Origin of the sequence: Lysinibacillus sp. GJ-1 (assembly GCF_021166035.1) — a bacterium.
Lineage (GTDB): Bacteria > Bacillota > Bacilli > Bacillales_A > Planococcaceae > Lysinibacillus > Lysinibacillus sphaericus.
In genome coordinates this window covers 2,255,651-2,277,221 of the sequence record NZ_CP088912.1, presented here as the reverse complement: position 1 = coordinate 2,277,221, position 21,571 = coordinate 2,255,651, and the positions used below count along the sequence as shown (strand labels likewise).

Annotated in this window: 19 protein-coding genes and 1 pseudogene; 18 read left to right on the top strand and 2 right to left on the bottom strand. The window is 38.2% G+C overall.

The features are described from left to right. Positions 1-2: 2 nt before the first annotated feature. The 4 genes from LO754_RS10825 to LO754_RS10810 all read left to right on the top strand — a co-directional run bounded on the left by LO754_RS10825 (position 3) and on the right by LO754_RS10810 (position 5,278). Positions 3-1,199 (top strand): acyl-CoA dehydrogenase family protein, encoded by a 1,197-nt coding sequence (locus LO754_RS10825; protein WP_231786233.1) that lies wholly within the window; start codon positions 3-5, stop codon positions 1,197-1,199. 19 nt (positions 1,200-1,218) lie between these two features. Next, on the top strand, positions 1,219-2,355 hold the full coding sequence (locus LO754_RS10820; RefSeq protein WP_108030339.1) for an acyl-CoA dehydrogenase family protein: 1,137 nt from the start codon (positions 1,219-1,221) through the stop codon (positions 2,353-2,355). A 105-nt stretch (positions 2,356-2,460) separates the two neighbouring features. After that, positions 2,461-3,927 carry an aldehyde dehydrogenase family protein gene (locus tag LO754_RS10815; protein ID WP_231786313.1) on the top strand — a complete coding sequence of 489 codons (1,467 nt, stop codon included), beginning with the start codon at positions 2,461-2,463 and terminating at the stop codon, positions 3,925-3,927. Positions 3,928-3,997: 70 nt separating this feature from the next. Further along, positions 3,998-5,278: an MFS transporter gene (locus LO754_RS10810; protein WP_231786232.1), complete on the top strand. Its 1,281-nt coding sequence runs from the start codon at positions 3,998-4,000 to the stop codon at positions 5,276-5,278. Between the two features lie 424 nt (positions 5,279-5,702). On the opposite strand, the gene LO754_RS10805 is transcribed toward LO754_RS10810, so the two are convergent. Both LO754_RS10805 and LO754_RS10800 read right to left on the bottom strand, forming a co-directional pair. Further along, complete coding sequence (locus LO754_RS10805; RefSeq protein WP_024361713.1) at positions 5,703-5,918, bottom strand: gamma-type small acid-soluble spore protein; 216 nt, start codon at positions 5,916-5,918, stop codon at positions 5,703-5,705. A gap of 65 nt (positions 5,919-5,983) precedes the next feature. Continuing rightward, the gene (locus LO754_RS10800) at positions 5,984-6,736 is read right to left on the bottom strand and encodes a class I SAM-dependent methyltransferase (RefSeq protein ID WP_231786231.1); all 753 of its coding nucleotides are present in this window, start codon (positions 6,734-6,736) and stop codon (positions 5,984-5,986) included. Between the two features lie 326 nt (positions 6,737-7,062). On the opposite strand from LO754_RS10800, the gene LO754_RS10795 reads away from it, so the two are divergent. The 14 genes and pseudogenes from LO754_RS10795 (at position 7,063) to LO754_RS10730 (ending at position 21,409) form a co-directional block, all read left to right on the top strand. Then, the gene (locus tag LO754_RS10795; protein WP_038509643.1) at positions 7,063-7,587 is read left to right on the top strand and encodes a pyridoxamine 5'-phosphate oxidase family protein; all 525 of its coding nucleotides are present in this window, start codon (positions 7,063-7,065) and stop codon (positions 7,585-7,587) included. Positions 7,588-8,068: 481 nt separating this feature from the next. After that, complete coding sequence (locus LO754_RS10790) at positions 8,069-9,286, top strand: benzoate/H(+) symporter BenE family transporter (protein ID WP_231786230.1); 1,218 nt, start codon at positions 8,069-8,071, stop codon at positions 9,284-9,286. 181 nt (positions 9,287-9,467) lie between these two features. Then, the gene (hemL, locus tag LO754_RS10785; protein ID WP_229389813.1) at positions 9,468-10,760 is read left to right on the top strand and encodes a glutamate-1-semialdehyde 2,1-aminomutase; all 1,293 of its coding nucleotides are present in this window, start codon (positions 9,468-9,470) and stop codon (positions 10,758-10,760) included. A gap of 99 nt (positions 10,761-10,859) precedes the next feature. Beyond that, on the top strand, positions 10,860-12,290 hold the full coding sequence (gene pdxR / locus LO754_RS10780; protein ID WP_108030346.1) for a MocR-like pyridoxine biosynthesis transcription factor PdxR: 1,431 nt from the start codon (positions 10,860-10,862) through the stop codon (positions 12,288-12,290). A gap of 344 nt (positions 12,291-12,634) precedes the next feature. Continuing rightward, positions 12,635-12,961, top strand: a complete 327-nt coding sequence (locus tag LO754_RS10775; RefSeq protein ID WP_024361718.1) for an ArsR/SmtB family transcription factor — start codon at positions 12,635-12,637, stop codon at positions 12,959-12,961. Then, positions 12,954-14,007 (top strand): annotated as a pseudogene (gene arsB, locus LO754_RS10770) (ACR3 family arsenite efflux transporter). Before LO754_RS10775 ends, arsB begins: the two are co-directional and overlap by 8 nt. A 13-nt stretch (positions 14,008-14,020) precedes the next feature. After that, positions 14,021-14,440, top strand: a complete 420-nt coding sequence (gene arsC / locus LO754_RS10765) for an arsenate reductase (thioredoxin) (protein ID WP_231786229.1) — start codon at positions 14,021-14,023, stop codon at positions 14,438-14,440. Position 14,441: 1 nt separating this feature from the next. Beyond that, a complete protein-coding gene (arsD, locus tag LO754_RS10760) occupies positions 14,442-14,801 on the top strand; it encodes an arsenite efflux transporter metallochaperone ArsD (protein WP_231786228.1) in 360 nt (119 codons plus the stop codon). A gap of 1 nt (position 14,802) precedes the next feature. Next, a complete protein-coding gene (arsA, locus tag LO754_RS10755; protein WP_231786227.1) occupies positions 14,803-16,572 on the top strand; it encodes an arsenical pump-driving ATPase in 1,770 nt (589 codons plus the stop codon). After that, on the top strand, positions 16,569-16,850 hold the full coding sequence (locus tag LO754_RS10750; protein WP_024361723.1) for a Fe-S cluster assembly protein HesB: 282 nt from the start codon (positions 16,569-16,571) through the stop codon (positions 16,848-16,850). Before arsA ends, LO754_RS10750 begins: the two co-directional genes overlap by 4 nt. A gap of 143 nt (positions 16,851-16,993) precedes the next feature. Then, entirely contained in the window at positions 16,994-18,349 is a 1,356-nt protein-coding gene (locus LO754_RS10745; RefSeq protein ID WP_231786226.1) for an NAD(P)-binding domain-containing protein, read from the top strand. Positions 18,350-18,631: 282 nt separating this feature from the next. Next, entirely contained in the window at positions 18,632-19,777 is a 1,146-nt protein-coding gene (locus LO754_RS10740) for an MFS transporter (protein ID WP_231786225.1), read from the top strand. A 250-nt stretch (positions 19,778-20,027) separates the two neighbouring features. After that, a complete protein-coding gene (locus tag LO754_RS10735) occupies positions 20,028-20,777 on the top strand; it encodes a glycosyltransferase (RefSeq protein ID WP_024361725.1) in 750 nt (249 codons plus the stop codon). Between the two features lie 137 nt (positions 20,778-20,914). After that, positions 20,915-21,409: a DinB family protein gene (locus LO754_RS10730; protein ID WP_024361726.1), complete on the top strand. Its 495-nt coding sequence runs from the start codon at positions 20,915-20,917 to the stop codon at positions 21,407-21,409. Positions 21,410-21,571: the final 162 nt, after the last annotated feature.

Here is a 21,571-nt window from a genome sequence, read left to right as displayed (position 1 = left end):
CGATGGATTTTTCATTTACGGAAAAGGAAGAACAATTTCGCCAAGAGTTAAGAACGTGGTTGGAAGCGAACTTACCTGATGGATGGTTGCAAGGAGACGTGCAACTTGATAAAGAATCGAAAGCATACGAGTTATTTTTACGAGATTGGCAAAAGAAACTATATGCAGGTGGTTGGGCAGCGATTGCATGGCCTAAACAATACGGTGGCCGCAATGCAACGTTGATGGAAGAAATTATTTATCAACAAGAAATGGTACGGGTGAAAGCGCCACCGTTAATTAATTATGTGGGACTCCATATGGTTGCACCGACTTTAATGCAAATCGGTTCACAAGCACAAAAAGATAAATACATTGAAAAGATTATTACGGGGGAAGAAGTTTGGTGCCAAGGTTATTCAGAGCCAAATGCAGGTTCAGATGTAGCCGCTATTCAAACGACTGCAGTAAAAGATGGGGATCGTTGGATTATTAATGGACAAAAGGTATGGACGAGTTTCGGTCATGTGGCAGATCGTTGCTTTTTAATTACAAGAACGAGCCGATTGGAGAAAAAACATAAAGGTATTACGGTGTTTTTGTTAGATATGCATCAGCCAGGAGTAGAAACGCGACCAATTGTTTCAATGGATGGTCAAAAAGATTTTAATGAAGTGTATTTAAATGATGCTGTCGCTTACGATGCCGAAATTATCGGTCAAGTAGATGAAGGCTGGAACGTTATCATTGCACTCTTGATGCATGAAAGAACGGGAATTGGTGGTCAAGTATTTACGTTAGAACAACAATTTCATGATTTAGTTACATTAGCGAAGGACGTAAGTGATGATAATGAACCACTGATCAAAAATCCATTTATTCGAAAAACAATGGTGGATCTGTATACTCGTTCTCGGGGTTCCCTGTTAAATTATTATCGTAATTTAACGAAGCAATTAAAAAATGGTCATCCTGGTGCAGAAAGCTCGATGGATAAGCTGCTTGTAAGTGAATTGACGAAAGAACTGTTTGCTCAAGCCATTTCGATGCAAGGTCACCATGGCATCTTATGGAAAGAACATGCATTGATTGATTGCTCCTATTGGCAGGACAATTATTTATACTCTTTTGGTCAGACGATTGGTGGGGGCACAAGTGAAATACAAAAGAATACCATTGCTGAGAGAATACTAGGTTTACCAAAGGATATGGGTCGATAAAATAGCGGGGGTGGCTGATATGGATTTTTCGTTAAATCAAGAACAAGAAATGTTTCGAAGTTATGTACGCAAATATTTAGATGATGTCGGTCAAACAAAAGTGGCACGTGAGTTTACCGAAGGCAACACTAGCTCATTTCAGAAGCTGTATGCTGGCTTAGCTGAGCTTGGCTGTACGAGTGTCAATGTATCTGAAGCGCATGGCGGTATGGGGCTAGGTCAGTTAGATTTAGTGCCTATTCTAGAAGAGATGGGTCGCGCATTGCTACCAGGGTTATTTTTAGAAACGAACGCTTTAGTTGTACCATTATTGGAGCAATTCGGTACAGCGCAGCAAAAAGCGAAATATTTATCAGCGATCGCGAGTGGCAACCATACATTTACGGTGGCATGGTTGGAGCCTGGCGGTAACTACAAGCCTTCTAATGTGCAAGTACATGGCACATTAGAAGGAGACGTTCTTACGTTGAATGGGGTGAAAGCGTTAGTGCCTGATGTAGAGCTAGCAAATAGCTTACTTGTTGTCGTGCGAACGGCAGAAGGGCAAGACAAGCAAGGAATATCACTTGTAATTGTTGATTGTGATGCAGCGTCTTTGCAAGTGCAAGGTCAAAAAAATATGGATGAAACACGTTTGCTTGCAGAAGTGACGTTTCATAATGTGCAAGTATCAAGTCAGCAAATTGTGGGCACTGTTCATCAAGGGTGGGACGCGTTGCAAGAAGCTTTATTATCGTTTAATGCAGCGCTTTGCTCTTCAATTGTTGGCAGTGTAGAAAAAATTGTAGAAACGGCAGTTGAATATGCCACGATTCGTGAGCAGTTTAATCAACCAATCGGCAGATTTCAAGCGATTAAACATCGTTTAGTCGATATGAAAATGGATTTAGAAACAGCTCGTTCATTAGCTTATTATGCAAACTGGGCGATTGAAAGTGATGCGGAAGATAAAGTTGAAGCGGTTTCAAGTGCTCGCTTATTTGCAACGGAAGCATTTATAAAAGTTGCATCTCAAAGCATTCAAATTCATGGTGGCATCGGCTTTACAGAAGAAATTGATTGTCATCTTTATGTGAAAAGAGCGCGTTTCTATGAAAATTATCTTGGCACTACACAGCAATATTATGAGCAGACAGCAGTGGCATTAGGTTGGTAGCATCAAACCAATTTTCTTGCGTCTTAACCGTTGGCAACGGCATCGTTTTCCTAATAGAAAGTAAGTCATCTTGTATTTGAAAGGGTGGGAAAAACATTGAAAACAATGCATACTTTGAAAGACTATCAAAATGTCATTAATGGGAAAGTCATTCCATCATCTTCAGGTCATAAAATGGATAGCTATAATCCAGCAACAGGCAAGGTTTGGGCAACCATTCCTTGTAGCACGGTTGAAGATGTAGACGCGACAGTGCATGCCGCACGAACAGCCCTGTCAGATTGGTCAGCTCTTCCTGCTAGTGAAAGAGCGGGTTATTTACGACGTATTGGTGATGCCATAGCCCAATATGGAGATGAATTGGCTGAACTAGAAACAATAGATAATGGCTGGGTAATACGGGAAACGAAGTACGGACTTATTCCGGTACTTGCAAATATGTGGTATGATGCGGCCGCGGCTGCTATCCATGTAGGGAGTAAAGGTGAAACCGTGCAACTTGGGCCTAATACAATAGGGTTTACAACACGGGAACCTTTTGGCGTTGTCGTGGGCATTATTCCTTGGAATTCAGCTTTATGGACATTTACAGTGAAAGCAGCGGCTGCCCTTGCAGGTGGAAACACGGTTATTATTAAACCATCAGAGTTGGCAGCAGCCCCGCTTCGCTACGGTGAAATTCTTCAAAGTATCTTACCACCAGGCATCTTAAATGTTATTTCGGGTACAGGTGCGGAAGTAGGCGATGCGCTTGTAAAACATCCAAACGTGAACAAAGTGAGTTTAACAGGATCAGGAAGAACGGCGCAGGCAATTGCGCAGTCCACTGCACAAAACCCTAAGTCGATGGTATTAGAATTGGGTGGGAAGTCACCTAATATTGTTTTCGAGGATGCAGATTTAGCGAAAGCTGCCAATGGTGTCACGGTCAATGGGATTTTTACTGGTAATGCAGGGCAACTGTGCGTTGGCGGTTCTCGTATTTTAATTCAACGTTCTGTTTTAAATCAAATGATTGCTTTGATGAAAGAGGAAATTGCTACGCATATTCAGTTGGGGGATACTTTAAACATCCAAACACCTATGGGACCCGTTGCCAATGAGATGCAATATAAAAAAGTTTGTTCGTATATTGAGCTTGGGCAACAAGAAGGCGGAGAAATCCTGATTGGTGGACGCTTCGGCGGTGCTAACTTATTACCAGGTCAAGATACATTGGCTGAAGGCTATTGGATTGAACCGACCTTAATCAAATTAGAAGGTAATAATTTACAAGTATGCCAAGAAGAAATTTTCGGACCCGTTGCCGTGGTAATCCCATTTGATACGGAAGAAGAAGCACTGGCGATTGCAAATGATACAGAATACGGATTAGGAGCTGGTATTTGGACATCCGATTTAAATCGTGCACATCGCATGATTCGCGCAATCGAATCATGCAATGTTTGGGTCAATACGTATCGAATCGTTGGCACAGAATTACCATTTGGCGGTCAAAAAGCGAGCGGTTTTGGGACAGACTCTGTACGCGAATTTACACGTGAAAAAACGTGCTATATCCAAATTGGCTAATAGGAAGCCAACACAAAAATAGACAAGAAAATATAATCCGTAGAACAAGAAAAATGAAATGGGGACGAGTATGCCACAACGGAATAATGGGCTATTTTATGGCTGGTATATTGTTTTAACGAGCTTCTTGATTATGTTTTCGGCATTTTCGATTGTCAATTCTCTACACAGTTTATTTCTTGTGCCCGTAACAACAGAATTAGGCTTAACGAGGACAACGTTTTCGATTGTTCTATCAGTAGGAGGTCTAGGTGTCGCCATCGCTTCTCCCTTTATGGGCAAGCTACTTGCAAATGGCAATATGAAGTTAATCATGTCTGTCTGCGTAATTCTTGCAGGGTGCGGCTTTATGTTATATTCTCTCGCACAATCGGCCGTTTATTTTGCCGTCATTGCCTTTTGTATCGGGATATGTGTTGCTGGATTTTCGAATATTCCTATTTCCATCATGCTAACGAATTGGTTTTATGAGAAAAAAGGGCTAGCTATGGGATTAGCATTTGCAGGTTCAGGCATTGGAACAGCTGCACTTAGCCCGATTTTAACTATGCTCATTTCAAATTATGGCTGGAGAACAACTTATATTATTGCTGGGGTGCTAATTATAGTAATCTCACTGCCATTAATCTTATTTTTCACAAAGAAAAGTCCTGCTGAAAAAGGGACGATTGCGCTTGGGGCCTATCGTGTAGAAATCGCACAGGCAAATACGGAACAATCCGGTGTCACGTTAGCACAGGCAAAGAGATCGGGTATATTTTGGTTATTTATTTTCGGTGTCATCTGCTTTGCACTTGTTGCAGGTGGCGTACAAATGCATATACCCGCTTATTTAATAGATATTAGTAATCCAGCGCTATTTGCAGGAACAATTTTCGGGCTTTTATCTTTATCCAATACCGTTGGCAAGCTTATTCTTGGTGCTATTTTTGATAAGTTTAGAACAACCGGAGGCATTCTTTTTGTAGGCAGTTGTATGACGATCGCGATGGTGTCACTGCTGCTGGCAAACGCGAAGAGTTTTGCGTTCGTATTTGCTATCGCTTACGGTTTCAGTATTGTTATTGCGACAATTGGCTCTCCATTTATGACAGATGATTTATTCGGCAAAAAAGATTTTGGAGCTATTTTCGGTGTTGTCCAAATATTCTTCGTAGCAACGAGTTCACTTGGTGTTATCGTTTCCGGTCTTATCTATGATCTTACACAAAGTTACAAAGTAGCATGGTTCATATTTTTAGGTTTATTTATACTAAGTATGTTTTGTATCTTAATAGCAAATGGTATGAAAAAGAAAAAGCACTCAACTGTTGAAGAAATGGCTATAGAAGAAAGTATGGAAGGTATTTGATTAAGGTTAACTTTAATGAAGAGAGATTCCTCCATTTAAAATAAGTAGTCAATTTACTTAATTTGTTCCAAGGGGGGACTCTCTTTTTATTGTGCATGTATTTCTTACAGAGGAGCAACTTTGAGCTTTCTAAAAAAAGAAATATCGAACTATTTTTATATAAACATTCATTAAAGTTCGTCTTTCAAACTAAGAAATGCGCTTTGTTCAGCGGCTGGACAGATGGGGTGTGCACTAAAATACGAACATTTAAAAGAATTGACTCATTTAGGTATGTAGAAAAGACAGAAAATTGTAGCCTACTCGTAATAGACTTCGGTAGAAAAAATTGCTGGAATTAATGCAAGAAGCGGTGGTAGCCGAGTAATAACAAGTTCGGGAATAGAAAAACCGGCAAACAAAGATTGCCGGCAAGAGATGATGATTATTTTGAATTGTTTTCGTTTGCAAAACGACCAGAAGCAAATTTTTTATTTGCTTCTGCTTGTTGGATTTGTTGTTTAATTTGATTTATGTCCATTTCATTTCCAAATTCTACATCCATTGCATTCGCTGAACCAGAAGCTTGTAATTTGTTCGCTTCTGCTTGTTGAATTTGCTGCTTTACTTGATTAACATCAGTTTTATTTTGATTGTTCATTAAAAATCACCTCCTGACATTAGTTTGTACAGAAGGTGATAATCTATCCTTTATTTTTTAGTTACTTACATTTTGGTGAGTATTTGTTTTTTGGCTCTTATAATTAAAAACGAAGGTCGCCGAAATTCTCTGTTTAAATTTTGTAAATTACTTACTGCATCTTTAGTTGGTATTGGCTCCACCATTTTTTCGATTTGTAAGCCATGTTCAATAAGTGTATTTACAATAGTTGATAGTGTACGGTGATATTTCACAACATTGTCAACTAACCAATGTTGCGTACGTAAGCCTTCCAATTGATAATTATCTATTGCAAAATAGAGTAAGTTTCCTTCTGCAGTGGTTATCCAATTGTCTTTTTCCATATTAGCACTTACAATCGGATGCTCTATTGAAAATAACAACACTCCACCTTCACATAACGCGGTACTAATCTTTTTTATAAGTAACTGAAAGTCTGCAATATAGTGAAAAGCTAAAGAACTTCCTATAAAATCAATGGTTTCCGCAGGCACTGTCATCTCTTCAAATGCAACCTGTTCAAAAAATAGATTGTCATGAACATGATGCTTTTTTGCATGCGCAATCATGTTGGAAGAAATATCAATTCCTGTAACGTATTTTGCACCGAGCTCAAGACAATAAACTGCAAAATCTCCTACACCACATCCGATATCTAATACGATTTTATTTTTAAGTGTCGGTAGTAATGCCAAAAAATTGGGTTGTTCCAATAAATTGTTATAATTATGCTCTCGTGCTCGTATTTCTTGATATTTTCTAAAGAACGTATTGTTATCATATATATTCTGTTTCATTTTACCCTTCTATTCATCACAACGTTATGAAGTATTTGCGCAACCTCATTATCACACGCACTATCTAAAATAAATAGACTTATATTTCATTTTTTGTTAGGATGTAGATAGAGGCATGTCTTCTTTACTAAATCTATAAAAACTTATGGAAAGGCAGAAATCCACATCGATTTCTGCCTTTTATTATTCCCTTATCCAATGGATAGTTGTTGCAATGACCTTCTATATTCGTCAAATTGGATTGTTTCATCACTATAATTTTGGACGTTTTTATTCCATCCAAACGTTGATAAGATTACATAATACTACAAGTAGGAGGGATATCAATGGTTGAGGTACGTTACAAAGTAAGAGAAGTATTAGATCAAAACAAAATTGATATATTTTTGAAGCAAGCTCGAATTGGGTATCTGGGAATGGCTGACGGTCATTTGCCTTATGTTGTTCCACTTAATTTTGTTTGGACAAATGGGCTGCTGTATTTCCACGGAGCTACTGGCGGAAGACGCAATCAAGTTATGGATGAAAATCAGGAAGTCTGCTTTACAGTATGTGAAGAATATGGAACGATTACTGATCCAGTGCCCGCAAAGACGGACACTGCGTATATGAGTGTTATCGTTTTTGGGAAGGCTCAACCCATCACAGATTTGGATGAAGCTACACATATGTTGCAAGAGATGCTAAATAAATATGTGCCTGGTTATTATAATCGTCCTTTATCTGAGCAACATGTGGACAAATATCGATCAGCCGTTTTCGGTGGTCCAGTTCAAGTTTATCGGATTGATCCACAACAAATGACCGCGAAAGAAAATCCAATTGAAGTAGGGAAAATGTTTAAAAGTTAAAAACATGTTTCGTACACTATATTAAATAATCCATTTAAACGCCACTTCCTATATCCCATAGGTAAGTGGTCTTTTTGATTTAACGAAAACGAGCCGTGCTATTCATGAAATACAATCATAAGAAGTAGTGAATGATCAACATTTATGGACTGGTGAAAATGGTGTTTTTGGATGTTTTATTACAGTCCGTTATTCGTTATGCTAAGAGCGTTCATTTTAATAAAACTAACAAAAGAGGGCATAGCAATGAAGTATCTAACTGAACAATTACCTCTATTTGAAACATTACATATAAAAGACCTAATGACGGCATTGGAAAGTCTGATACACAAATAATAGCAAATCCCCGATGTATGGAATGGACATTCTGACAGGTAAGAATCACTGGAGTTTTCAAATTTGGTTTTAAAGAATGAACGCTATTTTTATGAGTAGAGAGAAAGTGTTTGACCACTATTGGAATGAAAGGTAGGGAAAGTGTATGAATACAACATCCGTTTCACTGCGTTTGCGTGATTTGCTATCACCCACCATAGCTGCTTTTATATCTGTGTTAGTAAACTATGGAGGTACTTTTATCTTGGTGTTTCAGGCTGCCAAGGTTGCTGGCCTGAGTCCTGAAATGACTGCTTCATGGATATGGTCGATTTCCATCGGTGTGGGAGTAACTGGTATTTGGTTAAGTTATCGATACCGCGAACCGATTATTACAGCTTGGTCAACACCAGGTGTGGCATTTCTTGTTTCCGCTTTGGCGGTCACTTCTTATCCTGAAGCAATTGGCGCATATATTATATCTGCTGTAGCATTTGTTTTTTTAGGATTATCTGGAATGTTCGAACGTTTTGTCCAGCTTATTCCACCAGGCATCGCTTCAGGGCTTTTAGCAGGTATTTTATTGCAGTTTGGTATTTCGGCCTTTGGTGGTGCGAAAGTTGATCCTTTACTTGTAATTGTCCTATTTACCGCGTATATCCTACTAAGACGATTTACATCTCGCTATGCAATTGTCGGTATCTTAGTAATTGGATTGATTTATTTGATAAGTATGGGCAAGGTAGATTTCAGCAATGTCGAATTGGTCATTGCTTCTCCAGTATTTGTTGTTCCAGCGTTTTCTCTTCATGCCTTATTAGGCGTTGCTTTGCCGCTTTTTATTATTACCTTGACGGGACAATATATGCCAGGAATGTTAGTGTTGCGAAATGATGGATTTAAAACGAGTGCGAATCCGATTTTAATTGTAACAGGATTGGGTTCGCTCCTAACAGCACCATTTGGATCACATGCGTTTAACATTGCCGCAATTACAGCCGCAATTTGTACTGGAAAAGACGCTCATGAAGATTCAACGAAACGCTATATTGCAGGTATTGTCTGTGGTATTTTTTATATAATTGTTGGAATTTTTGGGGTAACATTGGCTGCATTGTTTTTAATTCTTCCTGCAACGTTTATTGCCACATTAGCTGGATTAGCATTGCTCGGTACAATTGGTAGTAGCCTTGCTAATGCTTTAACAAATCCAAATGGACGCGAAATTGCCCTCATTACTTTTTTGGCAACTGCCGCAAATGTTACATTACTTGGTGTAGGAGGGGCATTTTGGGGGCTTGTAGCTGGTTTAGCAGCACATTTATTAATTAATGTTCCATTTCTTAAAAAACCACAAAATATGAATGGGATACCACAAAAATAGTTTCATGTGAAAACTAAGTACATGTAACGTGACAAGTTTTAAAAAGCAAAATAATGAAGTCTTGTTTGTAGAAAAAAGGGGACAGTTGTTACAGAGATGTTTAAATAGAAAACGAATCAATTGATCCTCTAGATGAGCATATAGCTAATAGTTTTCTCTAATATGAAAGGTGGTTTTTAAAATCAATACACAGCAATCGACAGAAGCATTCGAAATAGCAAAACAACTAATGCCTGGTGGTGTAAACAGTCCAGTAAGAGCATTTAAATCCGTTGGAATCGATCCTATTTTTATTAGTCATGGAATCGGGTCAGAAATATATGATATTGATGGGAATAGGTATATAGATTATATCCTTTCTTGGGGACCATTAATTCATGGACATGCAGATAAAGATGTTGCGAGTGCATTACTCGAAGCAATAAAAAAGGGGACAAGTTTTGGATTGCCCACTTTGCAAGAAAATAAGCTAGCACAATTAATCACTACTCGGATTCCCTCCATAGAGAAGATTAGAATGGTTAACTCTGGTACAGAGGCAACAATGAGTGCCATTCGGCTAGCTAGAGGTTTTACAGGCAAAAACATAATTGTTAAATTTGAAGGAAACTATCACGGACACAGTGACCATCTATTAGTAAAAGCTGGTTCAGGCATAGCAACATTAGGCCTTCCAGATTGTCCAGGTGTACCGTTAGAAATCACAAAAAACACTTTATCCGTTCCGTATAACGATATTGAAGCACTTTATAGTGTATTTGATACATTTGGTTCAGAAATTGCAGCAGTGATTGTAGAACCATTTGCTGGTAATATGGCTGGCATACCTGCTGACCCCGAATTTCTTCAAGCTATACGTTTGTTCACTACAAAATATGGGGCGCTATTTATTCTTGATGAGGTAATGACGGGTTTTCGTATTGATTACCATTCAGCTCAAGGGCTTTATAACATACAGCCTGACTTAACTTGCTTAGGGAAGATAATCGGTGGCGGGATGCCCGTTGGCGCATATGGTGGCAAAAAAGAGATTATGAATCTAATTGCACCGGAAGGGAATATTTATCAAGCTGGCACTTTATCGGGTAATCCAATCGCGATGGTAGCCGGATATACTACAATAAATAAATTAACCTCTGATAGTTACAACTATATTGAAGAACTATCAGACAGACTAATTCAAGGATTAAAAACAGTAGCCCGTAAATCGAATATAGCGCTGATGACAACTAAAGCTGGGACAATGATTGGGTTGTCCTTTACTGATAATCCTTTACAAAATTTTGATGATGCACGCAAAATAGACTCAGAGATGTTTCGGCGTTTCTATGTCGAAATGCTAAAACAAGGGATCCTTTTACCCCCATCGCAATATGAAAGCATCTTTTTATCGACTGCCCATTCAATACATGATATTGATGAAACAATTCATGCTGCAGATGTAGCTTTTCAACGAATGTCATCGTTTCTTTAGAAAATATTTTAACCATCTTAAATAATGGGTGCGTCATAACAACTATAATGATGATGAACTGTATTAATGTTCGCATCATTTAACTGGAAGTGAATGAAAATGTTAAAAATAAACCGAGAAGATAAAATTCCGATTTGGCAGCAGTTGCTTGATCAGGCTATCCACCATATAACAACAGGAAAATGGCCACCAGGTGAATTACTTCCTCCATCTCGAGAGCTTGCCTTATTAGTCGGTGTTTCACGCTCAACAATACAAATTGTTTATGAGGAATTATTTAGTCGAGGCTATACCGTTACTAATTGGCGTGGGGGAACAAGGGTAAGTGATTGGGGATTGAAAGCCAACTTAGCAGAAGAAACTACTCCTTATGGACCATCTACGCCAGCATTACCTTTATTAAACGCGGCAGTTGATGAATTAAACAGTTGGTTTGGAGGCGCCGAAAATCGAAACGTAGAAATCGATTTCTGTCCTCATGAGCCTTATTTGGACGAACATTTCCAAAAAAATTGGAGACAATCTTTTTTACAGGCTTCATCCGAAGCAGATTTGACCACTTGGGGTTATGGCAACCCATATGGTTTTACTCCGCTCCGTGAACAGATTCAACGTTATTTAACATTTGAAAGAGGTGTTCATGTAGATATTGACCAAATCATTTTAACTTCTGGTGCACAGCATAGCATTGATCTTATTGCGCAAGCACTGTTAACGGAAGGAGAAACGGTTTCTGTTGAAGATCCTGGATTCCCCGCTGCCTGGACGACCATGCAATATCGACGGATGAATGTCGTTTCCGTACCGGTTGATAACTATGGAATACAAGTAAATCGTATTCATCCGCAAAGCAAGCTTATTTTTGTTACGCCTTCTCACCAATGTGCAGTTGGTGTGATTATGTCTGAACCACGTAGACAACAGTTGCTCCAAAAGTCAGCGCAAGAGCAATTTTGGATAGTAGAAGATGATTATGATGGTGAATTTAGGTACCGTGGAGGTCCACTTCCTACTTTGTTCAGCCAACAACCACAGAATACATTGTATATGATGAGTTTTTCCAAAATGGTGGCGCCTGGCATACGCATTTCGGCAGTGATTGGGCCAAAGGATGCCATTCGTCAGCTTGCTCAAGTACAAGCCCTAACCTATCGACATCTGCCGATAATGGAACAACTAACGCTTAGTCATTTTATTGAGCACGGTCATTTTATGCGTCATATGAGGAGAGCAAGAAATGTTTATCGACGAAGACATGAAGCGATGACCAAGGCCATCATGGCAACTGGATTAGCTGAACGTTTTAAACTAAGTGGCATTGAAACAGGCTTGCATATGCTTCTTGAAGCTGAAGAATCGTTTGATGAAGAGGCTATGACAAACCTAGCGCTCGAAAAAGGAATTCGTGTATATCCACTTAGTAAGTATTGTTTGGAAACGAATCGAAAAGGATGGGTACTGGGATTTGCTAAAATGGATGAAAGCGCAATTGAAGAAGGCATTAACCGCCTTGCCAAGATACTTTTATAATCGAATAATACTATTAGGTTTTAACGTCAAGCCCATGAGGAGCAAACTTTTAGGCGACCATAGCGTTGCCAAGGGCATAGCCAACGATAAAAGTCGATGCCTTCAGTATCTAATGCGAAAAGAGGGAGGGGCATTCCAACATTGGCTCTCTTGATTTTCACCATTAACAATCGATTTATGAAGATATGCAAGTTTTTTTCATATCATGTATTTAACTGTTGCATTTCAAAACATAAAATCATAATATAAGAATATAGTTATATATAGTTAAAATCACCTTTTACTCAAGGTGATTTTATTTACAATAATATATAAGCAAATGATTATATAAGGAGGGCAAATAAATGGATTATATGCTAATTGAAAAACAATTAAAGGCAGCAGCAGATTTGAATCGCATGAAATTACTTGCGTGTATGAAAAATGGAGAGGTATGTGTTTGTGATTTTGTAGAGGTTCTAGGCATTTCACAACCAGCCGTTAGTCAGCATCTACGAAAATTAAAGGAGGCAGGTATTATTACAGAACGAAAAGTAGGGACTTGGAAACATTATCGTTTAGTAGAGGAACAAACGCCACTGATGAAGGGGATTTTAGAGCATATTCAGCCTTTAACTGGGTGCAACTGTGGCACAAATGGCTGCCATGTAGGGGGAACTGATAGTGAGTAATGAGTCTTTAACGAAACAGCTGTCTTTTTTAGATCGTTACCTTACTCTTTGGATATTTGTTGCCATGGGGCTAGGTGTCGTATTCAGTATCACAATGCCCAATATTGGAGAATCGTTAGAGTCCATGTCTCTTGGTACAACGTCCATACCGATTGCCATAGGTTTAATTGTTATGTTGTACCCACCATTAGCGAAAGTAAAGTATGAGGAAATGTGGCGAGTGTTTAAAGATTGGAAAGTGCTTTTACTATCCCTTTTTCAAAACTGGTTACTTGGACCATTCTTAATGTTCTTTTTAGCCATCATCTTCTTGCGCGATTATCCCGAATATATGGCAGGTCTTATTATGATTGGTTTAGCGCGTTGTATTGCAATGGTGATTGTGTGGAATGATTTAGCACGTGGAGATCGTGAATATGTAGCAGGTTTAGTTGCCTTTAACTCGATTTTTCAAATCTTAACGTATTCGATTTTTGCATACTTTTTCTTAAATGTATTACCTGGTTGGTTTGGTTTAGAGAATTTCAATGTTTCCATCTCCATGTGGGAAATTACAAAAAGCGTACTTATTTACTTAGGTATCCCATTTGCGGCAGGGTTCCTGACACGATGGATTGGGATTCAAACAAAAGGAAAACAGTGGTATGAGGAAAAATTCTTACCGAAAATTTCTCCACTTACTTTAATTGCACTTTTATTTACGATTGTTATGATGTTTGCTTTAAAAGGTGAGCAATTGGTTGAACTGCCACTTGATGTCGTACGAATTGCTATTCCATTATTTATTTACTTTGTCGTGATGTTTGCTGTTTCATTTTTCTCTTCCCGTAAAGCTGGCGCATCTTATCCGGTTACAGCTGCTCTTTCTTTTACAGCGGCAAGTAATAACTTTGAGTTAGCGATTGCGGTAGCAGTTGGTGTGTTTGGTCTTCATAGTGGCGTAGCATTTGCGGCAGTTATATCTTGTAGAAGTACCAGTTCTCATAGGACTTGTATGGGTTGCTTTACGTTGGCAGAAAAAATACTTTAAAACGATTAAATTATAAGGAGCAAACACTTATGACTAACACACTTTATTTCTTATGTACAGGGAACTCATGCCGTAGTCAAATGGCTGAAGGATGGGCTAAAAAATTGTTACCTACTAATTGGACTGTGAAAAGTGCTGGGATTGAGGCTCATGGCGTAAATCCAAATGCCATTAAAGCAATGGAGGAGGTAGGGATTGATATTTCAAATCATACATCTGATTTAATTGATTTTAAGACATTAAACAATGCCACATTAGTTGTGACGTTATGCGGGGATGCCGCTGCTAAATGTCCGATGACGCCTCCGCATATTCGCCGTGAGCATTGGGGATTTGAAGATCCAGCGAAAGCAACAGGTACAGATAAGGACAAATGGACTGTCTTCCAAAATGTACGCGATGCTATAGGACAACGTATTGAAAAATTTGTAGGCGAGGAGCTGAAGTAAATTGAAAAAAATTCATATCTATGAGCCAGCCATGTGCTGTTCTACAGGCTTATGTGGCCCTTCTATAGACCCAGAATTATTACGTATGTCGTTTATAATGAATAATTTAAAAAATAAAAACATTGAAGCTGTAAGATTTAATCTCACGAATGATCCAAATGCTTTTATAGAAAATGAAGCAATCAATCAACTTTTAATGGCACAAGGAATGGATGCCTTGCCTGCAACGTTTGTTGATGGGGAGTTACTTTGTAAAGGGATATATCCCACTAATGAGCAATTTTCACAGTGGTCAGGGCTTTCAGAAGAAAACTTACTACAAAAGCCAAAAGTACGCTTGTCACTAAAAGGAGATGCGTAAAATGGAACGCTTTACAAGAAGTCATTTCCCTGACACCCCATTTTTGTTTTTTACGGGGAAGGGGGGCGTTGGGAAAACGTCTGTTGCTTGTGCCCTATCAATAGCCATTGCAAACAAAGGGAAAAAGGTACTTTTAATTAGTACAGATCCCGCATCTAACTTACAAGATATTTTTGGTCAAACGCTTTCGAATAGTCCAACAAAAATTGAAGGCATAAACAATCTATTTGCGATAAATTTAGACCCTGAACAAGCAGCACAACATTACAAAGAACGAATGGTTGGTCCGTACCGTGGAAAACTACCTGATGTGGTCATTCAAAATATGGAGGAGCAACTTTCGGGGGCTTGTACAGTTGAAATTGCTGCTTTTAATGAATTCGCAACACTATTGACTGATACTTCAGTGATTGAAAATTTTGACACTGTCGTGTTTGATACAGCACCAACAGGTCATACATTACGCTTATTACAACTACCTTCTGCATGGTCTACATTTCTAGATGAAAATACGACTGGCACTTCATGTTTAGGTCCTTTAAAAGGGTTAGAACCACAACGTGAAGTCTATAAAGAGGCTGTTCATCGTTTAAAAGATGCGAATCAAACAACGTTAATGATAGTGACACGCCCTGAAGAAAACCCTTTAAAAGAAGCCGCTCGTGCTTCTAACGAGTTGTATGAAATTGGTATTCAAAATCAGACGTTATTAATCAATGGCTATATGCGTAATGTCAATTCTACTGATTGTACAGAAGAAGCATTCATTGCACGTCAATCGGATGCATTAGCCAGAATTCCAAAAGAACTAAATCGATTTGAACATTTCTACTTACCGTTTGTACCGTACTCATTATCAAGTATGGAACGTTTGCAAGCATGGATGACCAATCAGGAAATGTCACATACAAATGCATCAACCGAAGAAATTAAGATTCCAGAAGTCGAGGAAATGATTGCTGATTATTTAGAACGTAAACCAAAATTGATTTTTACAATGGGTAAAGGTGGGGTTGGTAAAACTACGATTGCTTCTTATATTGCCTTACGCTTAGCCGAAGAAGGTATTCCTGTACATTTAACTACAACAGACCCTGCTGCGCATTTAAATTGGACATTTGGAAACGAACAAGTCAAAAATTTAACGATAAGTCGAATAGATCCGAAAGAAGAAGTTGCAAATTATGAAGCTGAAGTGCTGGCAAAGGCAAGTGAAACAATGAACGAAGAAGGTTTAGCGTTTGTGAAGGAAGATTTAGCTTCCCCCTGTACCGAGGAAATTGCAGTATTTCGTGCATTTGCAAATGTGGTAGAAAATCATCAAGATGAGGTCATTGTTATTGATACAGCACCAACAGGGCATACGTTACTTTTACTAGATGCAACAGAAGCTTATCATCGCGAAATAAGCCGTTCACAAGGGGATATTCCTCCAGCTGTTTCTAACCTGTTACCAAGGTTGCGTGATGCTTCTTATACCAGTGTTGCCATTGTAACACTTCCTGAAGCAACACCTGTTTATGAAGCGACACGCTTACAGGAAGATTTACAGCGTGCTGGATTATCTGTTGATTGGTGGGTTGTCAATCAAACCTTTTCTTCAATCCACACAACAAGTGCCATATTAATTCAAAAACAACAAGCAGAAACAAAATGGCTGAATGCAGTACAATCCATCAGCAACAATCAATTCGTAGCCATTCCATGGGTAAAAACACCACCAATCGGAACAAAAGGCTTACATGAACTAAAAGGAGAGAAAATCAAATGAAAATGAGTCCAGAAGGCAAACATTATTTAGAACAGGTAATAGCTGATTCGGAGGTTAAAACACTTCGTTTCTTTGGTATTGCAGGCTGCTGTGGGGTTAATTTAGGTGTAGGCTTAGAAGCACCAGCAGCAGAAGATACTATTCAAACAATCGAAGGTATCCAAGTCGCAATCCATCCTGATATTGCACCACAATTAACAGATGTAACAATCCATGCCGAAGAAGAGAATGGTGAACTTGGTTTAGTATTGGAAGGATATTCTCCGACCTCTTGCTAATTAAAAGCCGACAGGAGTAGAGGCTACAAAAGTTTGCTTATGTTACAAAGCATAACTATATTAGGTCTAGCTAACTGCTAGACGTAAAAAATATCTTTTATATAAGTAATTACTTATGTAAATGACTAAAAAGGAGAAGTAAGATGAACACGCTAAATGTAATGAAACAAAATACATCTTGTTGCACCCCTGCAAAGAGCATTGAAATTCAACAGATTAATCCCAATGCCAATAAAAATTTACCCGTCGTAATAATTGGCGCAGGTCCAATTGGTTTAGCTGCTGCTGCTCATTTAGTGGCACAAAAACAAGCCTTTATTGTACTAGAGGCAGGGCATGAAATAGCACACAATATGCGTAGTTGGGGGCATGTGACGTTATTTTCTCCATGGCGTTATAACATCAATAAAGCTGCTAAAGCATTATTAGAAACCTCCGATTGGGTAGAACCTAATTTAGATACATTACCAACAGGAAATGAATTAATTGATCTCTATTTAAAACCTTTGGCTGAGTTAGTACAAATAAAACCTAACATTCAATTGAACGCAAAAGTAGTGGGTATTTCACGACAATTTAATGATAAGATGAAGACGAAAAATCGAGTAGACCAATCATTTACTATTTATGTTGAACAAGAGAATGATATCAATACCATTGAGGCGAGAGCTGTTATTGATGCGACGGGTACATGGGGAAATCCAAATCCGGCGAATTCTACAGGTGTTTGGCTACAAAATGAAAAAGCATTAGCAAATCACATTGAGTATGGTATTCCTGATATAAATTCAAATGCTAAGAGATATGCAAATAAGAAGATTGCTGTTATTGGTGGTGGCCATTCAGCGATTAATACCTTATTGACACTTGCGGCACTACAAGAAGATAATCCTGCAACAAAATTAGTATGGATAATGCGGAAAAAATCTGTAGAAGAAGCCTATGGTGGTGAGGAAAAAGATGCATTAGCTGCACGAGGCGCACTGGGAATACGTATTCACGAATTAGTTGAGACAGGTAAGGTTGAGGTCGTTACACCTTTCTATATCTCACAGTTGCGTCAAGATGAGAACATCCAAATTATTGGTACTATTAACGGGGAAACAAAAGTATTAACAGGATTTGAAGAGCTAATTGTTAACGCAGGTAATCGACCTGATTTTACGATTAACAGCGAACTACGCCTTTCCATTGATGCAGCAACAGAAAGTGTGCAAGCATTGGCGCCTTTAATTGACCCGAATGAGCATAGTTGTGGAACAGTAAGAGCGCATGGAGAAGAAATACTGAGACAACCAGAAAAAGACTTCTATATTGTCGGTGCTAAAAGCTATGGTCGCGCACCAACATTTTTAATGGCAACAGGTTATGAACAAGTCCGTTCCATAACGGCATACTTATGTGGTGATACAGAAGCTTCAAAACGTGTGGAATTAGAGTTACCTGAAACAGGTGTATGTAGTGCTCAACTTGGTCAACCATCCAATACGTGTTGTTAAAAAATTGACTGTTAGCGAAAGCTAGCAGTCTTTTGCACTAGTATTAATTCCTATTGTGCAAGTTGCTGGAACCGTCTTCGGAATCCTATGTTGACGAAAAATAATGGCATAAATATAATTGACAACCAATAATGCAAAATGGTATTTTTGTTTAAGAAATTTTTAATTGAATAAGGCGACATGACTTTGGATGTCATGTTAGCGAATTGACAAAGAAAATGTTTTAATGCAGCGCCTCCTAAACTGGGGGCGCTGCTTTTTGTATTTTTTTAGAGGAGTGAAATGATGGATAAAAGAATTTACCTATTATCGACGATTGCCTTTATAGTTGGTCTAGTTGAATTAGTAATTGGAGGGTTGCTTCCACTGATTGCGGAAGATTTAAAGATTTCGTATGGCAAAGTAGGAATGTTAATCTCCATGTTTTCATTAAGTTTTGCCATATCAGGCCCTATTTTATTATCTTTAACCTCAAAGATGGAGCGCAAAAGATTATTTCTCATTGTTTTGTTTATTTTCTTTGTCACGAATATGATTATTGTGTTGAGTGATATGTATACTGTTCTTTTGGCTGCTAGAATATTATCAGCTATGTGTGCGTCGCTTCTTGTTTCGTTATGTATCACCATCGCTTCTCAAATAAGCGATGATGCATATACAGCAAGAGCAATCTACTTTGTATTAATGGGGGTTAGTGCTTCCCTGGTGTTTGGTGTTCCGTTTAGTTTATGGTTAGGTAGCGAATTAGGTTGGCGGGCCCCATTTCTATTTATTGCTATTTTGACATTATTGCTTATGTTAATTGTATTTTTTGCATTGGGAAAAATCGAGCCAAAGAAGAAGTTACCTTTAAAAGCACAAGTAAAGGCGTTAAAGGAACGAAAGATTTTACTTATTCATTCGATTTCCATCATATTTTTTACAGGGCATATGACTTTGTATGCATACTTAACACCATTTCTTCAGTCAACGCTACATTTGTCAGAGAAGTCTCTTAGCCTAATGTATTTAATCATTGGTATATTCTCCATATGCGGAAGTTTATTAGGTGGATATTTTACTGATCGTATTAGTGCAAAACGAACAATTTTCTCCGTACTATCCTTATTTTCATTAACGATTGTTGCGATACCGTTCTTAAAATTTTCCGTCGTGCTGTTCGTTGGAGCAATATTATTATGGAGTTTACTAAGTTGGTCACTACAACCTGCGATTCAAAGTTATATTGTTTCTTCTGCATCGACTACATCAGATATCCATCAAAGTTTAAATAATTCTAGTGCCCATATTGGTATGGCATTAGGCTCCACGATAGGGGGCATAACCATTGACGCATATACTGCTGAAATAAATGCGATAATCGGTGGCACAATTGCCTGTATCGCATTGATAGTAGCCATACTAACCTTTAAATGGCAAAGAAACTAAATAAATATATGGTCAATTTTTGTCCAATCAAGCCTAAAGGATTAATACAATAAATAGAAAATATATCATATATTTGTAAAATAGATTAAAATAAAACTAGCCCCGTAACATTGCAGGCTAGTTTTATTTTGATTGTATGAAAGAAGAACTAAAGCACCATAAGTCAGTTAGACATTTTCACATTTTCATTTGAATATATTTAAGTAATAGCTAATATGAATAGATTAAATATAATGGTGAGGGAGATTGGATGGACACTTCGACAAATACGCATCAAGAGGATGTAATCATTTCTATTATTATACCCGCCCATAATGAAGAAAAGTACATTGGAAAATGTTTAGAATCCATTTCAAAAGCGTCAAAATTACTTCAAAATCAAGTTGAAATCATTGTTGTGCTAAATCGCTGTACAGACAAAACGGAAGAAATTGCAAAATCTTATAATTGTATTACAGTAAACAATGACGATAAAAACCTTTCTAAAATTAGAAACACAGGCGTTGAAAGAGCTAGGGGCGAAATCATCGTAACGATAGATGCAGATACACAGATGAATGAGCATATGCTTACAAAGGTAGTACAAAACTTGAGCTCGGGAAAGTATATTGGCGGAGGAGTTACAGGGAAATTTGAAAGAATGTCTTTAGGGATTTTCGTTTCAACTATGTTATTAATAGGACCTTTACTTTTTAAATATGGCGCCATATCCGTGGGGATTTTTTGGTGCTACAAAGAGGATTTTAAGTCCATTAACGGATTTAATGAAGCCATGCTTATGGCGGAAGATGCTGATTTTGCCAAACGCTTAAAAGTGTGGGGAAAAAAGAAAGGAAAAAAATACGGAACAATTCAAAATGGTATGATAACTTCCAGCCGAAAGTTTGATAAACACGGAGACTGGGTGTTACTTAAACGTCCGAAATTAATTTTAGCTTATCTGAAAGGAACAGATAAACAATATGCAGATGAAGCCTATTATGAAAATCATGATCGATAATCTATCAAGTTGAGGGAAAAATAAAGATTCTAATTGTCAAGCATCTATTAAAATTTACAGAGACGTTAATCGAAGCAGGATTAACGCTTTTTTTATTGAAATTATTTGTTTATAGCTAAAAGAGAGGGGCAACAGATATGAGTAAACAATTAATCATCGGCGACGTAACGCAAGAACTAGCTTCTACACGTCGCATATTGGAACGCTTACCCGAGGAGCATATGTCATGGCGACCACATGATAAATCAATGACCCTCGGTGGACTAGCCACACATCTAATCAATCTGCTAAACTGGCAAATCACAATTATTCAGCACACGGAGTTGGATCTTTCAACAGTATCACTTCGACGAGAAGCAATAGAAAAACAATCTGACATTCTAGAAGAATTTGACGCCAACGTCTCCAAACTCGATAAGTTGCTTGCCGAATGTGACGACAAAGCGCTCGGCGATGAATGGACACTTCGCCATGGCCAGCATATTATTCGCCAAGAGCCGAGAGCACTTGCGTTACGTACTTTTGGAATTAGTCATATGGTTCACCACCGTGCACAACTGGGCGTATACTTACGCCTTCTTGATATTGCGGTGCCAGGCTTTTATGGACCATCAGCCGATGAAGAAATCTAATTAAATATCTTGGTGCAAGGGTGATCAAGATTAAAGAGTTGCATAATGCAGCTCTTTTTTCATTTTCTGTAGGCTGATTACTATTAAAAGGCTTTTGGGCGAGGTTTTTTTAAAATCATCCTACAGCTTTCGATTTATTTAATTTTAAAAATATTCTATTTA

What these genes read in the sequence shown, in the direction of transcription:
- LO754_RS10790 (WP_231786230.1), top strand. Translation starts at nt 8,069, where the DNA reads ATGAATACAACATCCGTTTCACTGCGTTTGCGTGATTTGCTATCACCC.
- LO754_RS10775 (WP_024361718.1), top strand. Translation starts at nt 12,635, where the DNA reads ATGGATTATATGCTAATTGAAAAACAATTAAAGGCAGCAGCAGATTTG.
- LO754_RS10730 (WP_024361726.1), top strand. Translation starts at nt 20,915, where the DNA reads ATGAGTAAACAATTAATCATCGGCGACGTAACGCAAGAACTAGCTTCT.
- LO754_RS10740 (WP_231786225.1), top strand. Translation starts at nt 18,632, where the DNA reads ATGATGGATAAAAGAATTTACCTATTATCGACGATTGCCTTTATAGTT.
- LO754_RS10805 (WP_024361713.1), bottom strand. Translation starts at nt 5,918, where the DNA reads ATGAACAATCAAAATAAAACTGATGTTAATCAAGTAAAGCAGCAAATT.
- pdxR (WP_108030346.1), top strand. Translation starts at nt 10,860, where the DNA reads ATGTTAAAAATAAACCGAGAAGATAAAATTCCGATTTGGCAGCAGTTG.
- LO754_RS10735 (WP_024361725.1), top strand. Translation starts at nt 20,028, where the DNA reads ATGGACACTTCGACAAATACGCATCAAGAGGATGTAATCATTTCTATT.
- LO754_RS10825 (WP_231786233.1), top strand. Translation starts at nt 3, where the DNA reads ATGGATTTTTCATTTACGGAAAAGGAAGAACAATTTCGCCAAGAGTTA.
- arsA (WP_231786227.1), top strand. Translation starts at nt 14,803, where the DNA reads ATGGAACGCTTTACAAGAAGTCATTTCCCTGACACCCCATTTTTGTTT.
- arsC (WP_231786229.1), top strand. Translation starts at nt 14,021, where the DNA reads ATGACTAACACACTTTATTTCTTATGTACAGGGAACTCATGCCGTAGT.
- LO754_RS10815 (WP_231786313.1), top strand. Translation starts at nt 2,461, where the DNA reads ATGCATACTTTGAAAGACTATCAAAATGTCATTAATGGGAAAGTCATT.
- LO754_RS10745 (WP_231786226.1), top strand. Translation starts at nt 16,994, where the DNA reads ATGAACACGCTAAATGTAATGAAACAAAATACATCTTGTTGCACCCCT.
- LO754_RS10810 (WP_231786232.1), top strand. Translation starts at nt 3,998, where the DNA reads ATGCCACAACGGAATAATGGGCTATTTTATGGCTGGTATATTGTTTTA.
- LO754_RS10820 (WP_108030339.1), top strand. Translation starts at nt 1,219, where the DNA reads ATGGATTTTTCGTTAAATCAAGAACAAGAAATGTTTCGAAGTTATGTA.
- LO754_RS10800 (WP_231786231.1), bottom strand. Translation starts at nt 6,736, where the DNA reads ATGAAACAGAATATATATGATAACAATACGTTCTTTAGAAAATATCAA.
- LO754_RS10795 (WP_038509643.1), top strand. Translation starts at nt 7,063, where the DNA reads ATGGTTGAGGTACGTTACAAAGTAAGAGAAGTATTAGATCAAAACAAA.
- LO754_RS10750 (WP_024361723.1), top strand. Translation starts at nt 16,569, where the DNA reads ATGAAAATGAGTCCAGAAGGCAAACATTATTTAGAACAGGTAATAGCT.